17 protein-coding genes are annotated in these 17143 nt (G+C 36.9%); 4 read left to right on the forward strand and 13 right to left on the reverse strand.

The window, feature by feature from the left end; all coding sequences use genetic code 11:
• Positions 1–134 precede the first annotated feature (134 nt).
• The 4 genes from Q4493_RS04760 to Q4493_RS04775 all read right to left on the reverse strand — a co-directional run bounded on the left by Q4493_RS04760 (position 135) and on the right by Q4493_RS04775 (position 3548).
• Positions 135–644 carry a protein tyrosine phosphatase family protein gene (locus tag Q4493_RS04760; protein WP_303449769.1) on the reverse strand — a complete coding sequence of 170 codons (510 nt, stop codon included), beginning with the start codon at positions 642–644 and terminating at the stop codon, positions 135–137.
• Positions 645–778: 134 nt separating this feature from the next.
• Positions 779–2116: an N-succinylarginine dihydrolase gene (gene astB / locus Q4493_RS04765; protein ID WP_303449770.1), complete on the reverse strand. Its 1338-nt coding sequence runs from the start codon at positions 2114–2116 to the stop codon at positions 779–781.
• A 189-nt stretch (positions 2117–2305) separates the two neighbouring features.
• A complete protein-coding gene (locus Q4493_RS04770; RefSeq protein WP_303449771.1) occupies positions 2306–3010 on the reverse strand; it encodes a pirin family protein in 705 nt (234 codons plus the stop codon).
• Positions 3011–3083: 73 nt separating this feature from the next.
• Entirely contained in the window at positions 3084–3548 is a 465-nt protein-coding gene (locus Q4493_RS04775; RefSeq protein WP_303449772.1) for a DoxX family protein, read from the reverse strand.
• 127 nt (positions 3549–3675) lie between these two features.
• Here Q4493_RS04775 and Q4493_RS04780 point away from each other — a divergent pair, with 127 nt between their 5' ends.
• Both Q4493_RS04780 and ggt read left to right on the forward strand, forming a co-directional pair.
• Positions 3676–4569: a LysR substrate-binding domain-containing protein gene (locus Q4493_RS04780; RefSeq protein ID WP_303449775.1), complete on the forward strand. Its 894-nt coding sequence runs from the start codon at positions 3676–3678 to the stop codon at positions 4567–4569.
• A 145-nt stretch (positions 4570–4714) separates the two neighbouring features.
• On the forward strand, positions 4715–6343 hold the full coding sequence (ggt, locus tag Q4493_RS04785; RefSeq protein ID WP_303449990.1) for a gamma-glutamyltransferase: 1629 nt from the start codon (positions 4715–4717) through the stop codon (positions 6341–6343).
• A 92-nt stretch (positions 6344–6435) separates the two neighbouring features.
• Here the strand turns inward: ggt and Q4493_RS04790 are convergent, their stop codons facing one another.
• A complete protein-coding gene (locus Q4493_RS04790) occupies positions 6436–7329 on the reverse strand; it encodes a LysR family transcriptional regulator (protein WP_303449776.1) in 894 nt (297 codons plus the stop codon).
• A 103-nt stretch (positions 7330–7432) separates the two neighbouring features.
• On the opposite strand from Q4493_RS04790, the gene Q4493_RS04795 reads away from it, so the two are divergent.
• Positions 7433–8431, forward strand: a complete 999-nt coding sequence (locus Q4493_RS04795) for a zinc-dependent alcohol dehydrogenase family protein (protein WP_303449778.1) — start codon at positions 7433–7435, stop codon at positions 8429–8431.
• A 94-nt stretch (positions 8432–8525) separates the two neighbouring features.
• Positions 8526–9332, forward strand: a complete 807-nt coding sequence (locus Q4493_RS04800; protein WP_303449779.1) for an SDR family NAD(P)-dependent oxidoreductase — start codon at positions 8526–8528, stop codon at positions 9330–9332.
• Between the two features lie 224 nt (positions 9333–9556).
• On the opposite strand, the gene Q4493_RS04805 is transcribed toward Q4493_RS04800, so the two are convergent.
• From Q4493_RS04805 to Q4493_RS04840, 8 genes are all read right to left on the reverse strand, one after another.
• A complete protein-coding gene (locus Q4493_RS04805; protein WP_303449780.1) occupies positions 9557–11191 on the reverse strand; it encodes a methyl-accepting chemotaxis protein in 1635 nt (544 codons plus the stop codon).
• A 26-nt stretch (positions 11192–11217) separates the two neighbouring features.
• Positions 11218–12000, reverse strand: coding sequence for an ABC transporter substrate-binding protein (locus Q4493_RS04810; RefSeq protein ID WP_303449782.1), 783 nt, complete (start codon positions 11998–12000; stop codon positions 11218–11220).
• Positions 12001–12284: 284 nt separating this feature from the next.
• A complete protein-coding gene (locus Q4493_RS04815; RefSeq protein ID WP_303449783.1) occupies positions 12285–12773 on the reverse strand; it encodes a GNAT family N-acetyltransferase in 489 nt (162 codons plus the stop codon).
• Between the two features lie 35 nt (positions 12774–12808).
• The gene (locus tag Q4493_RS04820; protein WP_303449784.1) at positions 12809–13240 is read right to left on the reverse strand and encodes a nuclear transport factor 2 family protein; all 432 of its coding nucleotides are present in this window, start codon (positions 13238–13240) and stop codon (positions 12809–12811) included.
• A gap of 8 nt (positions 13241–13248) precedes the next feature.
• Positions 13249–13464, reverse strand: coding sequence for a hypothetical protein (locus Q4493_RS04825; RefSeq protein ID WP_303449785.1), 216 nt, complete (start codon positions 13462–13464; stop codon positions 13249–13251).
• Positions 13465–13615: 151 nt separating this feature from the next.
• Positions 13616–14038 carry a MarR family winged helix-turn-helix transcriptional regulator gene (locus Q4493_RS04830; RefSeq protein WP_303449786.1) on the reverse strand — a complete coding sequence of 141 codons (423 nt, stop codon included), beginning with the start codon at positions 14036–14038 and terminating at the stop codon, positions 13616–13618.
• Between the two features lie 177 nt (positions 14039–14215).
• Entirely contained in the window at positions 14216–14905 is a 690-nt protein-coding gene (locus Q4493_RS04835; protein WP_303449787.1) for a hypothetical protein, read from the reverse strand.
• 469 nt (positions 14906–15374) lie between these two features.
• The gene (locus Q4493_RS04840; RefSeq protein WP_303449991.1) at positions 15375–17129 is read right to left on the reverse strand and encodes a sugar phosphorylase; all 1755 of its coding nucleotides are present in this window, start codon (positions 17127–17129) and stop codon (positions 15375–15377) included.
• Positions 17130–17143 lie beyond the last annotated feature (14 nt).

A 17143-nucleotide genomic window follows, 5' to 3' on the forward strand; every position in this document is an offset into this window, starting at 1 on the left:
GTCATTGCTATCAATAATACTAAACAACTATTTTTATAAAGCCATGTTTTTATAACGTTATATATTGAGAGAATGAAAGTATTGATAAACATTTGCAATCGTAAAAGCTATGGTGTGTATAGCCTGAACCAAGTTTATTGAGCTTGTTGGAGTACCTTGTTAATAAACTTTTGCCACGTTTCATCGGGTTGCCAAATCGTTAGCATGTCTGCTTTCGCAATTACTTCATCTTCATTTAAATGAGTAACACGATAAAGGTAAGTAAATACGGCTCCGCGCCAATTTAAACGGCAATGTGTGAGCACTTTCCCTTTTTCTTGGGTAAATTCATTCATTTTCGATGCATATTCATTGAAGTTATCAACCGTGGGGTTTTTCCATTCCACTTGAATATTATGATAATGTAACGCTAATTCATCCATCAAATGGTCTTCTTCGCTTCTATCTCCAGGGATTAAGTCAATAACGTGGGTTACTCCCATACCTTTTAATGTTGCGAAGTGAAGTTTTGTTGGCAGTCCCGAGCTGATCATTGAAGGGGTGTTCACTTGGTAGTTTTTTAAACCAACTAATGATGCCTCTTTGGCATGAGAAAATGTTGGTAAAAATAAAGCGATGATGAGTAAAAAGTTAATATATTTCATGATGATTAGGTTGCCGATTTAAATACACACGAACACATTAACGAAAAACACAGGTTTTTCAAAGCGGTGAAAAGTGATTAGCAATGTTAATCATGGATAAATAGCATCATTATGTGATGCTATTATTATTGATGCTAATGTTGAAATTGATAAACAGAGCCTAATGATAATAGTTGCGTTAATTCATCTAAGGCGGTTCGCGATTCCAACAATAATTGCGGATCGCTCAAATCTTTAAGGGTTAATGTATCGCGGTAATGCTTATTTACCCATGCAACTAATTGTAAATATAACGAATCTGTTAATAAGCAATCAGGGTTAACCGCAGCTAATTCTTGTTCTGTTAAAGCAACTCTTAATCGTAAACATGCGGGACCTCCGCCATTTTTCATACTTTCATTCACATCAAAAAACTCAACATGATTGATAGGATTCTTACCCGCAAGTAATGATTGTAAATATTCATACACGTTCGAATTTTCACGACAATGCATTGGCGCAATTATCGCCATAGAATTATCGGTAAGGGTAATTATTTGGGTATTAAACAAATAAGTATTAACGGCCTCTTCAATAGATACTTGTTCGGTTGAAACTTCAATTAAGTGTATGTCTTCACTTGAAAATTTACGCCTTACTTCTTCTTTAAAGGCACCTGTGTTTAAGTAAGCTTGCTCATGATACAGCAAGACATTTTGATTGCCGACAGCGATAACGTCATTATGAAAAACACCTTGATCGATAACATTCGGGTTTTGTTGAACAAAAATGGAATTTTCAGTAGATAAACCGTGTAACCTTGCTATGGCTTGACTAGCTTCTAACGTTTGTCGAGCAGGATATTTCATCGGTTTTGGTGTACTACGATTAAATGCGACTCGACCATAAGTGAATATTTCAAGTCCTTTATTGCCATATTTTTCGCATAAGCGGGTATGATTAGCTGCACCTTCATCGCCAAAGTGTTCGTTATCATTTAAATGCTGATGATGTTGAAAATAATGGTCGTTATTGAAAATTGACTTAAGGATATTAGTTGTCGTTTCAGGCTCTAATGAGCGATGAAATTTATTCGCTAAATTTGCGGCAGTAAAATGTACTTTTTGATTATTAGTATCTGCTGAAGGTGAGACAGTTGCCGCATTGGCTGTCCACATAGTTGATGCCGAGCAACATGAGGCAAGTAAAGTGGGTGATGTTTTATAAGCAGCATTTAAAATTTGAGCGTCTGAGCCTTGAAACCCTAAACGTTTGAGCGTGTAAATATCTGGTCGTTCTTGGGGGGCAAAGACCCCTTGCGTTAATCCCATATCATGCAAAGCTTTCATTTTTTTCAAGCCTTGTAATGCTGCGTTTTTAGGATTCGAGCTTTCATTCGCATTAGATAATGAAGCAACATTTCCTTCCGATAATCCAGCATAATTATGGGTTGGTCCAACTAAACCATCAAAATTTACTTCAACACTTGCCATTCTATTTCTCTTAAATATTTACTTTAAGTAAAAATAAGCAATATATACACCATTTAAAAAATTCTTTTATATCAGTTAAATAGCTTTTGGTTGTTTATAGAAAATCGAATGCTTTGCACCATTTTGGTACAAAGCATCGTTTTAATGAGGGTAACTTAAGAGTAGAAAACTGTATGAATTAGAATAAGACTAAATCGTATCAATAATAATAATTTCACAGTCTGTTGTTGCTCGAATTCGTACCGAATTTTCATCGGTGATTTCTGCGCCATCGCCTTTATTCATTGTTAAATTCATGTTTATGCCTTCAAGCTTAAACATGCCTTCTGACGCTAAAACATAAGCTTGGTGACTGATGTCATGTTCAATTATCGTACCTTTTGCTAATTTTCCACCATAGATTCGCGCTTCTTGATTAATGAAAAGTGCATCCTTGTTATCTTCAGGATAACCCGATGCCAACAAGGTCAGCTCTGATGCCAGCTGGGACGGAAATTTTTTCGTTTCCCAGCGCGGTTTAATATTAAGCTTATTAGACTCAATCCAAATCTGAAACAAGGTTAATGGTTGTTTAGTGAGGTTATATTCCGAATGGGAAATACCTGAGCCTGCGCTCATTACTTGAACCTCTCCAGCTTTTGTAACTCCTTTATTACCAACATTATCTTGATGGGTAATTGCGCCGGTTCTAAGAATACTGATAATTTCCATATTCTTATGTGGGTGCAGTGGAAAGCCCGTTTCAGGGGCTATCCAATCGTCATTGATCACTCGTAACTTGCCAAAGTTCATTCGTGCTGGATTGTAATAGTGAGCAAAACTAAAATGAAATTTAGATTTTAGCCAACCATGGTTTGCACTACCTAATTGGTTATAGGGATAATGTTTAATCATAATTTTTCCTTACTTTTCAATATCGGTGAAGAGTCAATCTTGGTGAAGAGTGAACCGCGACCATGAGTAAAAATTAGCTGGTGGTATTGGAAAGTTTCTTCTTGAATAATTGATTATCCAATGAATATTTTCCACCACCTTGAATCAATAAAGCTAGTGATATCGCTAATAGTGTTAAGCCAAATTCGTAGCCGTTATTACTCATAAATAACCCATTTTGGAAATGAACGCTAAAAATAGCTACAACCATGGTAACTGCTAGCGCTAAGCTTGTTGGTCTAGTAAGTAAACCTACGATGAGCAGTAAACCACCAAAAAACTCGACACCGCCTGCCATTAAAGCCATTAAGTAACCTGGGGTAAGACCGATAGACTCCATCCATTGGCCTGTGCCATCTAAGCCATAACCACCAAACCAAGCAAAAAGTTTTTGTGCGCCATGAGCCGTAAAAATTATGCCAGCTATTAATCGTAACGGTAATGCTGATAGAGTTTGTTCAGTTTTAATGATGTTTTTAAATGTATCGATAATTGTCATGTTAAATGCCTTAATTAATTTAGATGTTTAAGATGAAGCTATTCTATATTTTGATTAGCGGATGAATAAGTACTAAAATTTGTTTAGTTTATTCAAAAATATTGAACATTTAAGGCAGCCATTAAAAATGAACTCTCCAGCGATCACCATTGAAGCGTTATTAGTATTAGATGCGATTGAACATCGAGGGAGTTATGCCGCTGCTGCTGAGCAATTGAATAAAGTGCCATCAGCGTTATCTTATATCGTGCAAAAGTTAGAAGAACAATTGAACGTGACGATATTTCAACGGCAAGGTCGTCGAGCTGTGCTTACACCCGCGGGTAAGCATTTATTGCATGAAGGTCGTAAAATGTTACATGCCATGAACTCATTATCAGAGCAAACGCAAACTATCGCTAATGGTTGGGAGCCTAAAATTAGAATTGCCTGTGATGCCATTATGGATATCAACCCAATCTTTGACAGTATTCAAGGCTTTTTGTTGGAGCATGAAAATATTGAAATAGATATCAGTGAAGAAGTGATGAATGGTACATGGGAAGCTCTGGTAAATGATCAGGTTGATTTAGTGATTGGCGCTCCTGCTCCTGTACCAAATCAGAAAGGGATCCGCGCAATTAAAATTGCATCTATGAATAGTGTTTTATTGATAGGAAACGCACATAAACTCGTTAATGAATTACTCAGCGTTGGCCAACCGATCCAACCCAGTGAGTTAGCTCGATTTCGTAATGTTGTCGTTCATGACTCATCTCAACATGAAATTCCTTGGACAATTAATATGATAGAAGGTAGTCAGCAGTTTTATGTCAGTACCATTACGCAAAAAATAGCCGCGATAAAAGCAGGTATTGGTATTGGTTATTTACCGCAAGACTTGATACAAACCTATATTGATTCAGGCGAAATGTTGGTTCTTGACACATTAATAAAGCCTGCCGAACAAGATTTATTGATGGCGTGGAAAATCGCTAATAAAGGAAAGGGCTTAAGCAAACTAGTTAAGTTTTTATCGTAAAATTTCCATTTTTCGCTATTCATTTTATGAGAATTTCTGATGTTTTTTAACAAAAGAAAACACTGGTTTTCTATGATAATAATGTTAAATTCAATCACAGAAATAATTAAAGGACATCCCTGTGCAGAAATTCCTCGCTGGCTTTATTGTTTTCATCTCTCTATTTAATGTGCAACTTGTTAAGGCAGACTCGGCAGTTGCCATGCCTGATAACTACAGTGCTCAAGTGGCAAAAGACGTGCTACTTAGCGGTGGTAATGCGATTGATGCAGCAATTGCTGCGCAGTTTGTTTTAGCCGTTACTTTACCTGAAGCTGGTAATGTTGGCGGAGGTGGTTTTATGACCATTTATAAAGATGGTAAAACGGATTTTTTAGATTATCGAGAAGTTGCACCTATAGCTGCCCATCGTGATATGTATCTCGATAGTGATAAAAATGTTATTCCTCATTTGTCTACCTTTAGTATTTTATCTACAGGCGTACCCGGTACCGTTGAAGGTATGTGGCAAGCGCATCAAAAGTATGGTTCAAAGCCTTGGAAAACATTACTTGCGCCTGCGATTAAATTGGCTTCCAAAGGCTTTATTGTCCATCCCACTTTGGCAAATTCAATCGATTGGCGTGTGAAAAGCTTTAATGACAAGAATATTAAGGTCAACTTTTCAAACTACTTTGGTGGTCTAAAGGCCGGTGATACTTTTAAACAACCCGAACTTGCCGAAACACTGAAACGTATCTCTACACAGGGTAAAGACGGTTTTTATAAAGGTAAAACAGCGAAATTAATCAGTGATTTCATGGCAAAAAATGGCGGTATTATTACCGAAAAAGATTTAGCAAGTTATCAATCAAAATGGCGAACACCATTACAAAAGCAGTGGCGAGGGTACGATGTAGTGACAGCGCCACCACCAAGCTCAGGGGGGATCGCTATTCTTCAATGGCTAACGATGTTTGATTTAGTGAATAAAGATGAAAAAATTTCACATAATTCAAAGGATTATATGCATATTTTGTCTGAAATTGGTAAGCGAGTGTTTGCTGATAGGGCAGAGTATTTAGGGGATCCTGATTTTTACCAAGTGCCGGTTGATCAACTATTAACGAATCAATACTTAACCAAACGTGCAAATGGAATTTCACTAACCAAGATCTCGACGACTGAAGATATTGCGCCTGGTTTGATTGAAAGTAGAGATACGACGCATTTTTCTATTGTTGACCAATGGGGAAATGCCATTTCAAACACGACGACTATTAATTATACCTTTGGCAGTGGCGTCGTTGTTGAAGGCGCCGGCTTTATTTTAAATGATGAAATGGACGACTTTAGTGCCAAACCCGGAGTTGCCAATATTTTTGGAGCTGTCGGCGGTGTTGCCAATGAAATTCAGCCGAATAAACGGATGCTTTCTTCAATGTCTCCTACTATTTTAATAAAAAATAATGAAGTGAAATTAGTAACAGGTTCACCTGGCGGCACAACAATCATCTCATCTGTTTATCAATCGATACTCAATGCGATAGCATTTAATATGTCGGCAAAAGAGGCCGCGAATTCGCCAAGATTTCATCATCAGTTACTGCCTAAAAATGAAATTTGGTATTACCCTGGCATCGACGAGTCGGTGTTAACGTCATTACAAAAGATGGGTTATATAACCAAAGAAGATGTGTTTGGTGATGTCCAAATGATTATTAAGAATGACGGTAAACTGAGTGCGGCCTCTGAACAAGGCGAATTTAGCCGAGGAGTTTCGCTAGTTTTTTAAATAACTTTTAATTAGGTCAGGATAATAATTAAGGCGCGGACTTATTAAGTTTTTTGCGCCTTAAATTGAGAAAACAATAAATTTAGCGAGAGTTACTCTCGCCAATCTGGCATATCACCGAATTTCTCTGAAAAATAATCAATGAAAGCTCTCACTTTAGGCGCAAGCTGCCTAGAACTTGGGTATACCGCCCAAATTGCGGTATTTGATATTAAGGGATAATCTTTGAGAACCTGAACTAATTCGCCATTGTTAATATGTTGATAAGCACTCCATCTAGAATTAATGGTTATGCCTAAGCCATTAATACAAGCATCACGAACGGCTTCACCATTATCTGTGCTCAGTACTCCTTTCACTTTAATGTTTTGCTGACCGTTTTTTGTTTTAAATACCCAATTATCAAGCCCCATAAGGGTAATACATTGGTGACTTTTTAAATCTTCTGGAGATTTAGGTTCTCCGTATTTTGCTAAATAATCAGGCGATGCACATACAAGTCGCTTATCTTGAGCTAATTTTCGGGCAATTAAACTTGAATCTTTAAGTTCAGAATTACGTATTGCTATATCAAACCCACCTTCGACTAAATCAATAATGCTATCTGAAAGTTTTAAATCAACAGTTAATTCTGGATAAAGTGTGAAAAATTCATTCAGTGCAGGTAGTAAATGCATTCGGCCAAAAGAGGCTGGTGCAGCAACGCGTAGTGTTCCCCTTGGCGAAGAACTTCCTGCTCCCACGGATGCTCGTGCAGCTTCAACACTCGCAATAACATCCTCAGCATGAGGTAAAAAACCTATGCCTTCTTCAGTTAACGAAACTTTACGCGTAGTGCGATGAATTAGGCGCACACCCAAACCACTTTCTAACTTATTAATATGTGAACTCGCAACCGCCGGCGACAAGCCTAACGATTGTCCTGCCATACTTATGTTATGGGTTGCCGCAATTCTAATAAACAACTGTAAGTGCTCAATATTCATTATTATCAACAAAAACTATAAAGTGATTCATCATTTTACCCTATTATCAAAACTATTACAGGGTAATATACTTTCTTCCATCAACTACTGGAGAGAAATTACAATGAAAGCAATGATAGTAAACCGTTACGGTAACGAAGATGTATTTGAAGCTGCCGAGATAGCGAAACCAAACGTTAAGCCCGGCCATATATTAATTAAAATTGCAGCAACAAGCGTAAATACAGTGGATACCATGATTCGCTCAATGGGAGAAGATTTACCGCTTTCGCCAGCATTACCTGCAGTATTAGGGATGGATTTTGCTGGCACTATCGAAGCCATTGGCGAAGGTGTTACTCATTATAATGTGGGTGATGAGGTATATGGCTGTGCAGGTGGCTTAGCCGATCTTCAAGGAACATTAACTGAATACATTGTCGCTGACGCTAAGTTGGTCGCCTTCAAGCCCAAAAATTTATCAATGAGAGAAGCTGCTGCATTACCTTTAGTTGCCATTACTGCTTATGAAGGCTTAATGAGAGCAGGAATTACTGAGAAAACAGAAGACGCTAAAAAGGTATTAGTTCACGGCGGTTCTGGTGGTGTCGGTCATGTTGCTTTACAACTTGCTAAATATTTTGGCGCTGAGGTTTATTCTACTGGCGGTGGGGATAAACAACTTGCCTTAATTGAGCAGTTAGGTGCACATGGCATTAATTATAAAACTGAAACCGTCGCCGATTATGTCGCTAAACATACTAATGGCAAAGGCTTTGATATAGTTTTTGATTCTGTCGGTGGTGAAAATATGGTGAGTTCATTTGAAGCGGCTGCATTAAATGGTCAAGTTGCTTCAACGGTTGCAATGGTAAACATTGATTTATCCGTTGCACACTTTAAAGGCTTATCGCTGCATGTAGTATTTATGCTGATCCCAATGCTTCACAATCAAAAACGAGAACAACATGCTCATATATTAACTGAACTCACCAAAATTGTAGAAGCCGGTGGCTTAACGCCAGTTTTAGATGAGCAGCACTTTTCATTAGCAGAGATAGGTAAAGCACATCAACGTTTATCAAGTGGCGCAGCAATGGGCAAAGTTGTTGTAGATGTTTAATTTACAGTGATTTATCCAAGGAAGTTGTTTATTGCTTAGTATTGAGCAACTTGCTAATTGCATTAGTTTATTAAGAACAAAAGTAGGAAAACCCATGAAAAAAACAATTATGATCACAGGCGCTACCGACGGTATAGGTTTAGCCTCGGCTATTAAATTTGCTTCACAAGGTCATCACTTGTTAATTCATGGGCGTAACCCTGAAAAATTGAAAACAGTTGCGGCGCAATTATCAGCATTATCTACCAATGGTAAAGTTGAGAGTTATTTAGCTGATTTATCGAAATTATCTGAGGCCATCGCTTTAGCTAAGCAAGTAAAAGAAGGATCTAGCTTTGAGCACATAGATGTGCTCATCAACAATGCCGGTGTTTTGAAAGTATCTCAAGCCATGACAACAGATAATTTAGATGTCCGTTTTAGTGTTAATACCATTGCTCCATATATTTTAACCAAAGCGCTCACCTCTAAACTCAGTGGTTTTGGCAGAGTGCTGAACCTTTCGTCTGCGGCTCAAGCGCCAGTGGATATCGATGCTCTTTTAGGCAAAAAGCAGCTTAACGATATGGCTGCTTATTCGCAAAGTAAATTAGCCATCACCCAGTGGACTTTAGGTATAGCAAAGACTAATAATGCGCTGACTTATCTCGCGATAAATCCTGGTTCATTACTTGCGAGTAAAATGGTCAAAGAAGGCTTTGGTATTGCAGGAAATGATTTAAACATTGGTGCGGATATACTGGTACGATTGTCTATTGAAGACGGTGTACATAAATACTCTGGTCAATATTTTGATAATGATAAAGGCGGCTTTTCATCACCGCATCCTGATGGAATGAACATACAAAAATCTAAAGAAATCATTAAGACTATTGAAAGTATTCTAAGTGCGAAGACGTGATGTTGAAATTGCAGATAGTAAATGAATATGAGCAATTCATGTAACTTATTTAGTTAAAGTCAGACTTCCTCATAAATCTAAACGATGGACACTAGCGGATAAGCTATGATAAAGCCGTTTACCCTGATGACAGCTCCTCACTCATAACTGCCTATCAGGTGAATGTTAAGTTCATTTTTAGTTAATCGCCTTAGACAATTGTTATTTATTGTTAAAGTTAACTGTTACTCAAGCTTGAACCGAGTCACAGAATTACTTAATGCCGTTGCTAGTTGCATGGTAGTTTCTGAAGAGTGACTATTTTTATCAGCCACGTCATGATTCACTTTGGTTTGATCTGACATCACGGTTAAGTTTTTACTCACGTCATCAGATACTTGGCTTTGCTCTTCTGTGGCAGTGGCGGTTTGTGCCGCTACATCGGATACTCTATGAGATGCTTCTGATATTTTCTCAAGGGCTTCTAATGTTTTTTGCGATAATTCTACACTGGTTTTTGTCGCGGCATTTCCTTTACCGATTGCGGTAACAGCATTATCAACCCCTGTTTTTAACGCTTCTATCATCACTTGAATATCTTCTGTTGATTGCTGGGTTCTACTGGCTAAAGTACGTACTTCGTCGGCAACAACCGCAAAACCTCTGCCTTGTTCGCCAGCCCTTGCCGCTTCAATTGCAGCATTTAATGCTAATAAATTTGTTTGTTCGGCGATGCCTCGAATAACATCTAACACTGACGCAATATTTTGTGAATTTTCAGATAATTTTAATATAACGGCGGTTGCTTCTTCCACCGTTACAGACAAACCTTGAATTTCATTAACTGCTTCATTAGTAATGTCTGTGCCTTCGTTCGCTAAATTATTTACTTCCATGATTTCTGTTGAAGTTAATTGAGCATTTTTTGCAACTTCGGCAATGGCATAGGACATTTCGTTGACAGCGGTGACGATCATTTCTACCGATAATAATTGTTGTTCACTTGTTTCTTTTATTTCTTTTGCGCCAGAATCTAATTCGCCAACCCCAGTGATCACTTGAGAAGACTGATCGACGATTGATTTAATTAAATTTGCTAGGGAATCAATAAAGTCGTCTAAATCATTGGCTACTTGGCCAATTTCATCTTTTCTTTTAGAATGAATTCTTCGGGTTAAATCACCATCGCCACTATTAATAGCTCTTAATTTATCAGATAAATTATGTAGTGCGTCAGCCATAGCTTTAGGGGCTGCAATACCAACGGCAAAGGTTAAAATGACGATAATACCACTGACAATCGACAAGATAACAATTCGATTATCTACTGTCGAAATAGTCTCTTTACTGACAGAAGTACTTTTTATATCGGCTAGTTCACCGGCAAGGTTATAGAATTCGCGTAGTTCATTAAATGTTGCATCTGATACACCATTAGAATGATTCTTAGCTTCAGTAATTTGATTGTTTCTTATCAAGGTAAATACTTTTGTCGATTCAGCCAACCAAAGGTTATAGCTTTGATCAAAGCCTTTTAATTTATTGATTACGTCGGGGTAATCAGACATTAATTGTTTATAGGCAACAAATCGATCAAATGCTTGTTTAGCGTTTTCTTGATAATCAGCGAAATGGTCATCTATTTGTGCAGATGATATACCTTGATCAAAAACTTTCAGTTCAGCAACCTTAGCTTGATATAAGTCTCTATCGGCATTAATAACAGAGGAAATAGCGGGATTAAAATTACTACCAAATCGTACTAAACTGGCTTCAGTTGTAGAAACTAGGCTGTTATTCATCAATACTAAAATAGTAAAACATATGCCTAACGTGCAAAATAATGCCGTATAACGGACTCGAATAGTATGTATGTTCATTTAATATTTCCTAAATATAACCTTACTTAAAAGGTTAGCAGTTGATTTGAGATTTTGCTTTCTATATTAAAATCATCCATAAGTTTGGTTTGCCAAAGTGTAGATATTTGTTTCAATTTGCCATTTTTTTTAATTTTTTCAAAAGCTCGTTGCCACGTTTTAAATGTTTTTAAAGACGTTTTTTTAGAGACTGCTATGTAAACAGGAGCTTCATTAATGGTGAAAATAGATTCGATCATTGAGCTATCAATTTCCATTTCATTCATTAATTGCGTTAGTCCCGATTTTTCGTAAACAATTGCCGATACTCTTCCCATTAATAGGCGTTGAAAATTTTGCTGGTGATGGGTCACTGAATGTAAGTTAGTTAATTTTTTATTGATTAACCATTCCTCTCTTACATCACCTCTCACTAAGCCAATAACAGGTAATGTTTTGAGGTCTTCAACGTCGTTAACCTTAAAGTTGGACGTTTTTAGCGTATACACTTCCCATTTTTTCGTAAAAACAGGACCTATCCAGCGATAATCTTTCTCTCGAAAAGGTGTTCTAGAAATACTAAACAGTAAGATATTAGGTTGCGTTCTGATTAAATTGATAGCTCTTGCTTCTGGAGTAAACTCAATCTCAGTTGTAGAGCCAACTTCCTTTTTTAAGGCGTTAATAATATCAACGGCATAACCTTCCGGTTCATTCTTTTCATTAAGATAATTAGCCGGTGGTTCATCAACCGATAAAATTCTAATTTTATTTGCCAAGCTTATCGTTGAGTAAAAACATAAACCCAATAAGCATATCCATCGCATCATAACTTTCTCCTAAAATATAAATGTGAATTTATATTTTGGTACATTTAGATGTACACAAGATCCATTCTATAGAGGATAGTATAATGAATGGTTATTCGCGAAAATGACGGTAATGATTAAGGTTATGAGGAAATTATATAAAGGCAGACATATCATTGGTAAACTAAACCCGCGAATGAAATACATGTAAATCTTATACGTACTTAGGCTTTGCTAAGATTTAGTTATGACTTAACTCTGGCTTAGTTATGACTTAGCTATGACTTAGTTATGACAGGCGCTTTTCAGTGCTGTTTTTTGAGTAATTTGTGGGTACTTTCTAAAACTAACCGCATTCTAGGTAAAACTCTTGGTGTTCCGAAAATGTCGCCGTGAACTTCGTCGATCTTGGTTGCGCCATAATGTCTATAAAAATTCTCTGCATTTGGATCTGCGAGCAGTTCTATTGTTGAGTAGCCGCGGTTAAGGGCTTCTTTGTATGCCTTTGCTAATAATAGTTTCCCGAACCCGCTGCCAATATGAAGCGGTTCCACCCACAAATGGTCTAGGTATGCAAAGTTGTCTTTGAGTTCTAGGCCAAAAAAGCCAATCGCCTTTTTGTCGGACTCTAGAATTACCACGATGTTTGAAGCAATGTAACTTGGCGAGATGGTTAATTCCTCTTTCCATTCATCCAACCATTCTTGTGGGTAACCCCAATGGGCTTTAGCTCTTCTCATTAAAGAGGTGAGTAAATCAGATTCGTCAATGGTTGCTTTTTTATAAGTGTACATATTAGACCGTGTTGAATGCTCAGTTATAACTCTTCTTATTTTTCTGCTTGAAAGTAATAAACGCGAGTTATTAATCCTTCTGAAAATTCGTAAACAGAAACAGCACTTTGTGACATTGGGCCGCTTTTACCTTGCCAACTAGCAACCTCAACAGCACTTACTCTGCTTTTGGTAGAGACAATTTTAGAAAGTTTTGACTTACAGGTTAAACAAGACTGAAAGTAATTGTTCATGCTCTCAATTAAATTATTTTTACCTTTAACCTCTACGATCACTTTATTACCAACAATACTTAACCACTCAATATCATCAACAACTAGACTTGCCATCGCGTCACTATCTTGTGCATTAAAAGCAGCAACAAACTGCTCGACTGTATTAACGTTATCAGGCGTTTGTTCGTTAGATTGAACATTGGGCGCGAATATCAGTAAAAACACTAATATTAAAGCGCTAAAATTATACATACATTAACCTATGGTTTTTTGTTGCTACAAGCCCTAGAGTTGAAATATTGATATAAAACCACCCCAATTGATATACCTGCGCCTGCGCCAATAGAGATGCCAACAGGGATATTATTAAAAGCTACGCCAAGTGAGATCCCTAGCCCTGTGCCTACCGATATACCCCAACTTAGCATTAAGATTGGAATGTTTTTATTTTTATTAACTTTTGAATCTGCATCCATTGTAATTTCTCCAGTTGATAATCATACATATTATAGACAATAAACCTAACGCCCCAATAAGGGAAAATGTGTAGTTTACTAAAATTGTGAAGCGAAGCGGAACCGAGAAAATCGTTAGCAGTCCCACTTAATCTTATTGTGATGTGTGTTGTTAGCACTTTATTTTATTGAGTAATTTTAATAGTTGTAATACTTCATGTTCTTCTAATAATGAAAAAGCTGAATTACAACTATGCTCAAAAGAGTTTAAAGCATTCACATATAGCTCTTTGCCTGCACTTGTAAGGCCAACTAGACTTTGGCGAGCATCCTTTGGGTTTACAATTTTAACCGTTATATTGTTTTTGGTCATAGGAGCTAATAAACGTGTAACGCCTGACGCAGTTAAACCAACAGAATCGGCTAGAGCTATACGGCTTTGTGAGCCACCTTCAGAGTTATATAGTTTATGAATTATGACGAATTCTGTGAAACTTAATCCATGTACACTCAGACAAGAATCCATTTTTTTATTGAGTAAAGTGCTTATGTAAGCTTGTTCTAACATCAAAGATGCCAAGTTTTTTGAGTCCATAATTATTTCTTGAGTAATTGTTGATTACTCAAGTATTAATCAAGTATAAATGTAAGTCAAGAGATTAAAACACATAACGGCTAAATAAGGGGGGAGTGTTTAGTTTGTTAGAGTGTGGAACGAAATGAAAACGAGCAAGCTGTTAGCAGTCCCATTACTGTAATGGCTTGTTATGTTTTAAATACACTCAACTTGCCCATAACTATCTATGATTAGAATTTTGTTAAAATCATGCTGAATATTCAATTTGCTATATGCAAACCTGTATGATTCTATATCGGCTACCCAATAATCGTTATATAAAGCTAGCCAATAATCACCGTCATATGCCTTAGCTTTACACTTTTTTAATTTAGAAGTTATACGATCACTAAGTAGATTCACGATATTACTAAGTAAATTAGCATCAGAATATCTATTGGCAATAGCGCTAATAACCTTTTTCCCAGTTTTTCTAGTACCATCATGGATGCAAATTGAAATTTTATTCTTTTCAATGATTAGATCTTGCTTGACTAATCCAGAATTTAGCTGGCTTATGATTTCTTTTTTAAGTTCGCTTTTCGTTTTTCTTATATTATTTATTGGAGCCCCTAAAATAAGAAAAACATATTTATCATCTGGAATATCATGTTTCAATAGGTTATCTAAATGATCAGATAGCGTCATAGCTGGTTGGTCGTGAGCAAGTCTAGAAATCATCACACCTTTATCGTTTTGAACCTGCTGAACCAATCGAGTTACCTCGACCGCAATTTTTTTATTGCCTAAATGAAAATATGAATCTGGTGGATTTTCACCTTCTGTGAATCTCCCGCCAAACTTTTCTACGATCGAGCTCATCACAAAGCCTTCGTTTGGACTCATATTTCCCTTAAACATAATTCCTCGTTAAGAGGCAAAAAATTGTTGGCTAAAATTAGCGATGAAGGAGCAAACTAACAGTTTATTGTCCTTTTTCTCAGTTTGTTAGGCATCGATAGCAACATCATACCCAACATTCCTAAGCTCATTTATTTTATCTGAACTTGTGTAGCCGAGAAACCCATCTTTACTGATTTCAACAAGGCTTGTAGTCCAACTTTCATAACATATTTTATAAATAGATTAAACAATTTAACTCCAAACTTGATAGATGCTTAATAACTTAATATGTAGACATCTCATTAATGTTCGCCTACTTACTACCACTTAAATTACCAGAAAAGTAATAAAATTCAATTTATTAAAAGTGAAGGTGTACAGAATATGTTATTTGGTTTGAATATTACTGAGCGTGCTCAGTAATATTCAAATGCTGGTAGGTTGAGAATTTAGTGAAATATGAATGTTAAAATCAGTTTTGCTTATTTGAGATCCATACCGTTTGATACGGTTCAAGAAGTAGCTCTTCGGTTAAATCCGTAATTTCAGCTCCGCTAATTAATTCTGTCCAAGATTCCGTGATCACCAAATTTAGCTCACTTAACGGTAATACCATGGGTTGATTTGAAATATTGCTGATGCAAAAAATACTTTGTTTTCTGTTAAGACTTTGTCGCCAAAAACCAAACAATTGTAAACCCAAATGTAATGTGAATTGGGTGGCATTGGGGTGAAAAGCGGGTTGATTGATTCTGATTTCTAATAATGAACTTAACGATGACAACACTTTATTATGATGTAGGTTATTGTCTGCAAGTGCTTGGCTGAGTAAATCTTTATCCCATCTGTGGCGATTGATAGAGCGATTATGATGGGTATGTTCTAGTTTTTTATAGTCATTTTGTGTGCCTAACATGCTATGAATATACACTCCCGGGATGCCCTCAAGTGCAAACATAATGGCGTGAGCACAGATAAAACGCGCAAAATTCCACTCGTCTTTCCCCTCAGTGGTACCTTGCATGGCATCATATAGCGAAATATTCATCTCGTAGGCTTTTTGCTCGCCATTGTCCGATGTTCGCCACGATATTTTTCCGCCAAATCCTTCTATTGTTTGCACCAGGGTGCCTAATTCGTCTTCGTTTAATAAGCCCTCAGCAGGCCTTAAACCAATGCCGTCGTGTGAAGCAAGGAAGTTGAAATACATAGTGCCATCTTGCGACGGTGGCATGCTCATTAGCCAACGTTTTAAATACAAGCAATTTCCGGTGAGTAAAGTATTTAATAATAATGGCGGCAATGAAAAGTTATATATGCCATGCGCTTCGTTGGCATTACCAAAATACGTTAAGTTTTGCGTATTAGGTATATTGGTTTCGGTGATGATAATGGCATTTGGCTCAGCCGATTCGATTAAACTGCGTAATAATCGTACGATTTCATGGGTTTGTGGCAAGTTAATGCTGGTACTTCCGCTCACTTTCCAGAGAAAAGCAATGGCATCAAAACGAAATATTTTAACGCCCATATCTAAATATTGTCTGATAATAGTGATAAAAGCGATTAAAACCTCAGGATTACGGAAGTCAAAATCAACTTGGTCGTGACTGAAAGTACACCAAACATATTTCTTTCCTTTGCCGGTTTCTACTTCTTTTAATAGAGGTGAAGTGCGAGGCCGTACAACGGCAGATAAATCTTCATCGGGCATCGCGGTAAAGAAAAAATCGTGGCCTATACCTTCACCTTTAATAAAGTTATCAAACCACACGCTGCGACTAGAACAGTGATTGATCACTAAGTCAGACATTAAATGGTAGTCATTACTAATGGCTTGAATATCTTGCCATGAGCCAAGTGATTCGTTGACTGAAGAATAGTCAATAACAGCAAAACCATCATCAGAGCTGTATGGAAAAAAAGGCAAAATGTGCACGCTATTTATCGTTTTACTAATCGTGTCATCTAAAAAAGTTTTTAACGTTTTTAATGGAGCTTTGCCATTTTCGATAACACTATCGCCGTAAGTAATTAAAATAACGTCTTTTTCTGACCAATGATTGGTAAAAGGCTCAGCAATAGTAAAGTCACTTTTTAATCGCATTATGGCGATCAATGAACGCGCAATTTCGTCAAATGGTTGTTCGAGAGTTATCTCTTTATAAATAAAACTAAGCTGCTGAATTAACTTTTGCTCAAGTGAATTAACCGGCTCTTGTATCATCAATATTTTCCTTT

It is taken from the genome of Colwellia sp. 1_MG-2023 (assembly GCF_030546755.1).
Lineage (GTDB): Bacteria > Pseudomonadota > Gammaproteobacteria > Enterobacterales > Alteromonadaceae > Thalassotalea_H.

Bases quoted from the DNA above. Each gene is read 5' to 3' on its own strand.
- Q4493_RS04760 (WP_303449769.1), bottom strand. From the start codon at position 644: ATGAAATATATTAACTTTTTACTCATCATCGCTTTATTTTTACCAACA.
- astB (WP_303449770.1), bottom strand. From the start codon at position 2,116: ATGGCAAGTGTTGAAGTAAATTTTGATGGTTTAGTTGGACCAACCCAT.
- Q4493_RS04770 (WP_303449771.1), bottom strand. From the start codon at position 3,010: ATGATTAAACATTATCCCTATAACCAATTAGGTAGTGCAAACCATGGT.
- Q4493_RS04775 (WP_303449772.1), bottom strand. From the start codon at position 3,548: ATGACAATTATCGATACATTTAAAAACATCATTAAAACTGAACAAACT.
- Q4493_RS04780 (WP_303449775.1), top strand. From the start codon at position 3,676: ATGAACTCTCCAGCGATCACCATTGAAGCGTTATTAGTATTAGATGCG.
- Q4493_RS04790 (WP_303449776.1), bottom strand. From the start codon at position 7,329: ATGAATATTGAGCACTTACAGTTGTTTATTAGAATTGCGGCAACCCAT.
- Q4493_RS04795 (WP_303449778.1), top strand. From the start codon at position 7,433: ATGAAAGCAATGATAGTAAACCGTTACGGTAACGAAGATGTATTTGAA.
- Q4493_RS04800 (WP_303449779.1), top strand. From the start codon at position 8,526: ATGAAAAAAACAATTATGATCACAGGCGCTACCGACGGTATAGGTTTA.
- Q4493_RS04805 (WP_303449780.1), bottom strand. From the start codon at position 11,191: ATGAACATACATACTATTCGAGTCCGTTATACGGCATTATTTTGCACG.
- Q4493_RS04810 (WP_303449782.1), bottom strand. From the start codon at position 12,000: ATGATGCGATGGATATGCTTATTGGGTTTATGTTTTTACTCAACGATA.
- Q4493_RS04815 (WP_303449783.1), bottom strand. From the start codon at position 12,773: ATGTACACTTATAAAAAAGCAACCATTGACGAATCTGATTTACTCACC.
- Q4493_RS04820 (WP_303449784.1), bottom strand. From the start codon at position 13,240: ATGTATAATTTTAGCGCTTTAATATTAGTGTTTTTACTGATATTCGCG.
- Q4493_RS04825 (WP_303449785.1), bottom strand. From the start codon at position 13,464: ATGGATGCAGATTCAAAAGTTAATAAAAATAAAAACATTCCAATCTTA.
- Q4493_RS04830 (WP_303449786.1), bottom strand. From the start codon at position 14,038: ATGGACTCAAAAAACTTGGCATCTTTGATGTTAGAACAAGCTTACATA.
- Q4493_RS04835 (WP_303449787.1), bottom strand. From the start codon at position 14,905: ATGAGTCCAAACGAAGGCTTTGTGATGAGCTCGATCGTAGAAAAGTTT.
- Q4493_RS04840 (WP_303449991.1), bottom strand. From the start codon at position 17,129: ATGATACAAGAGCCGGTTAATTCACTTGAGCAAAAGTTAATTCAGCAG.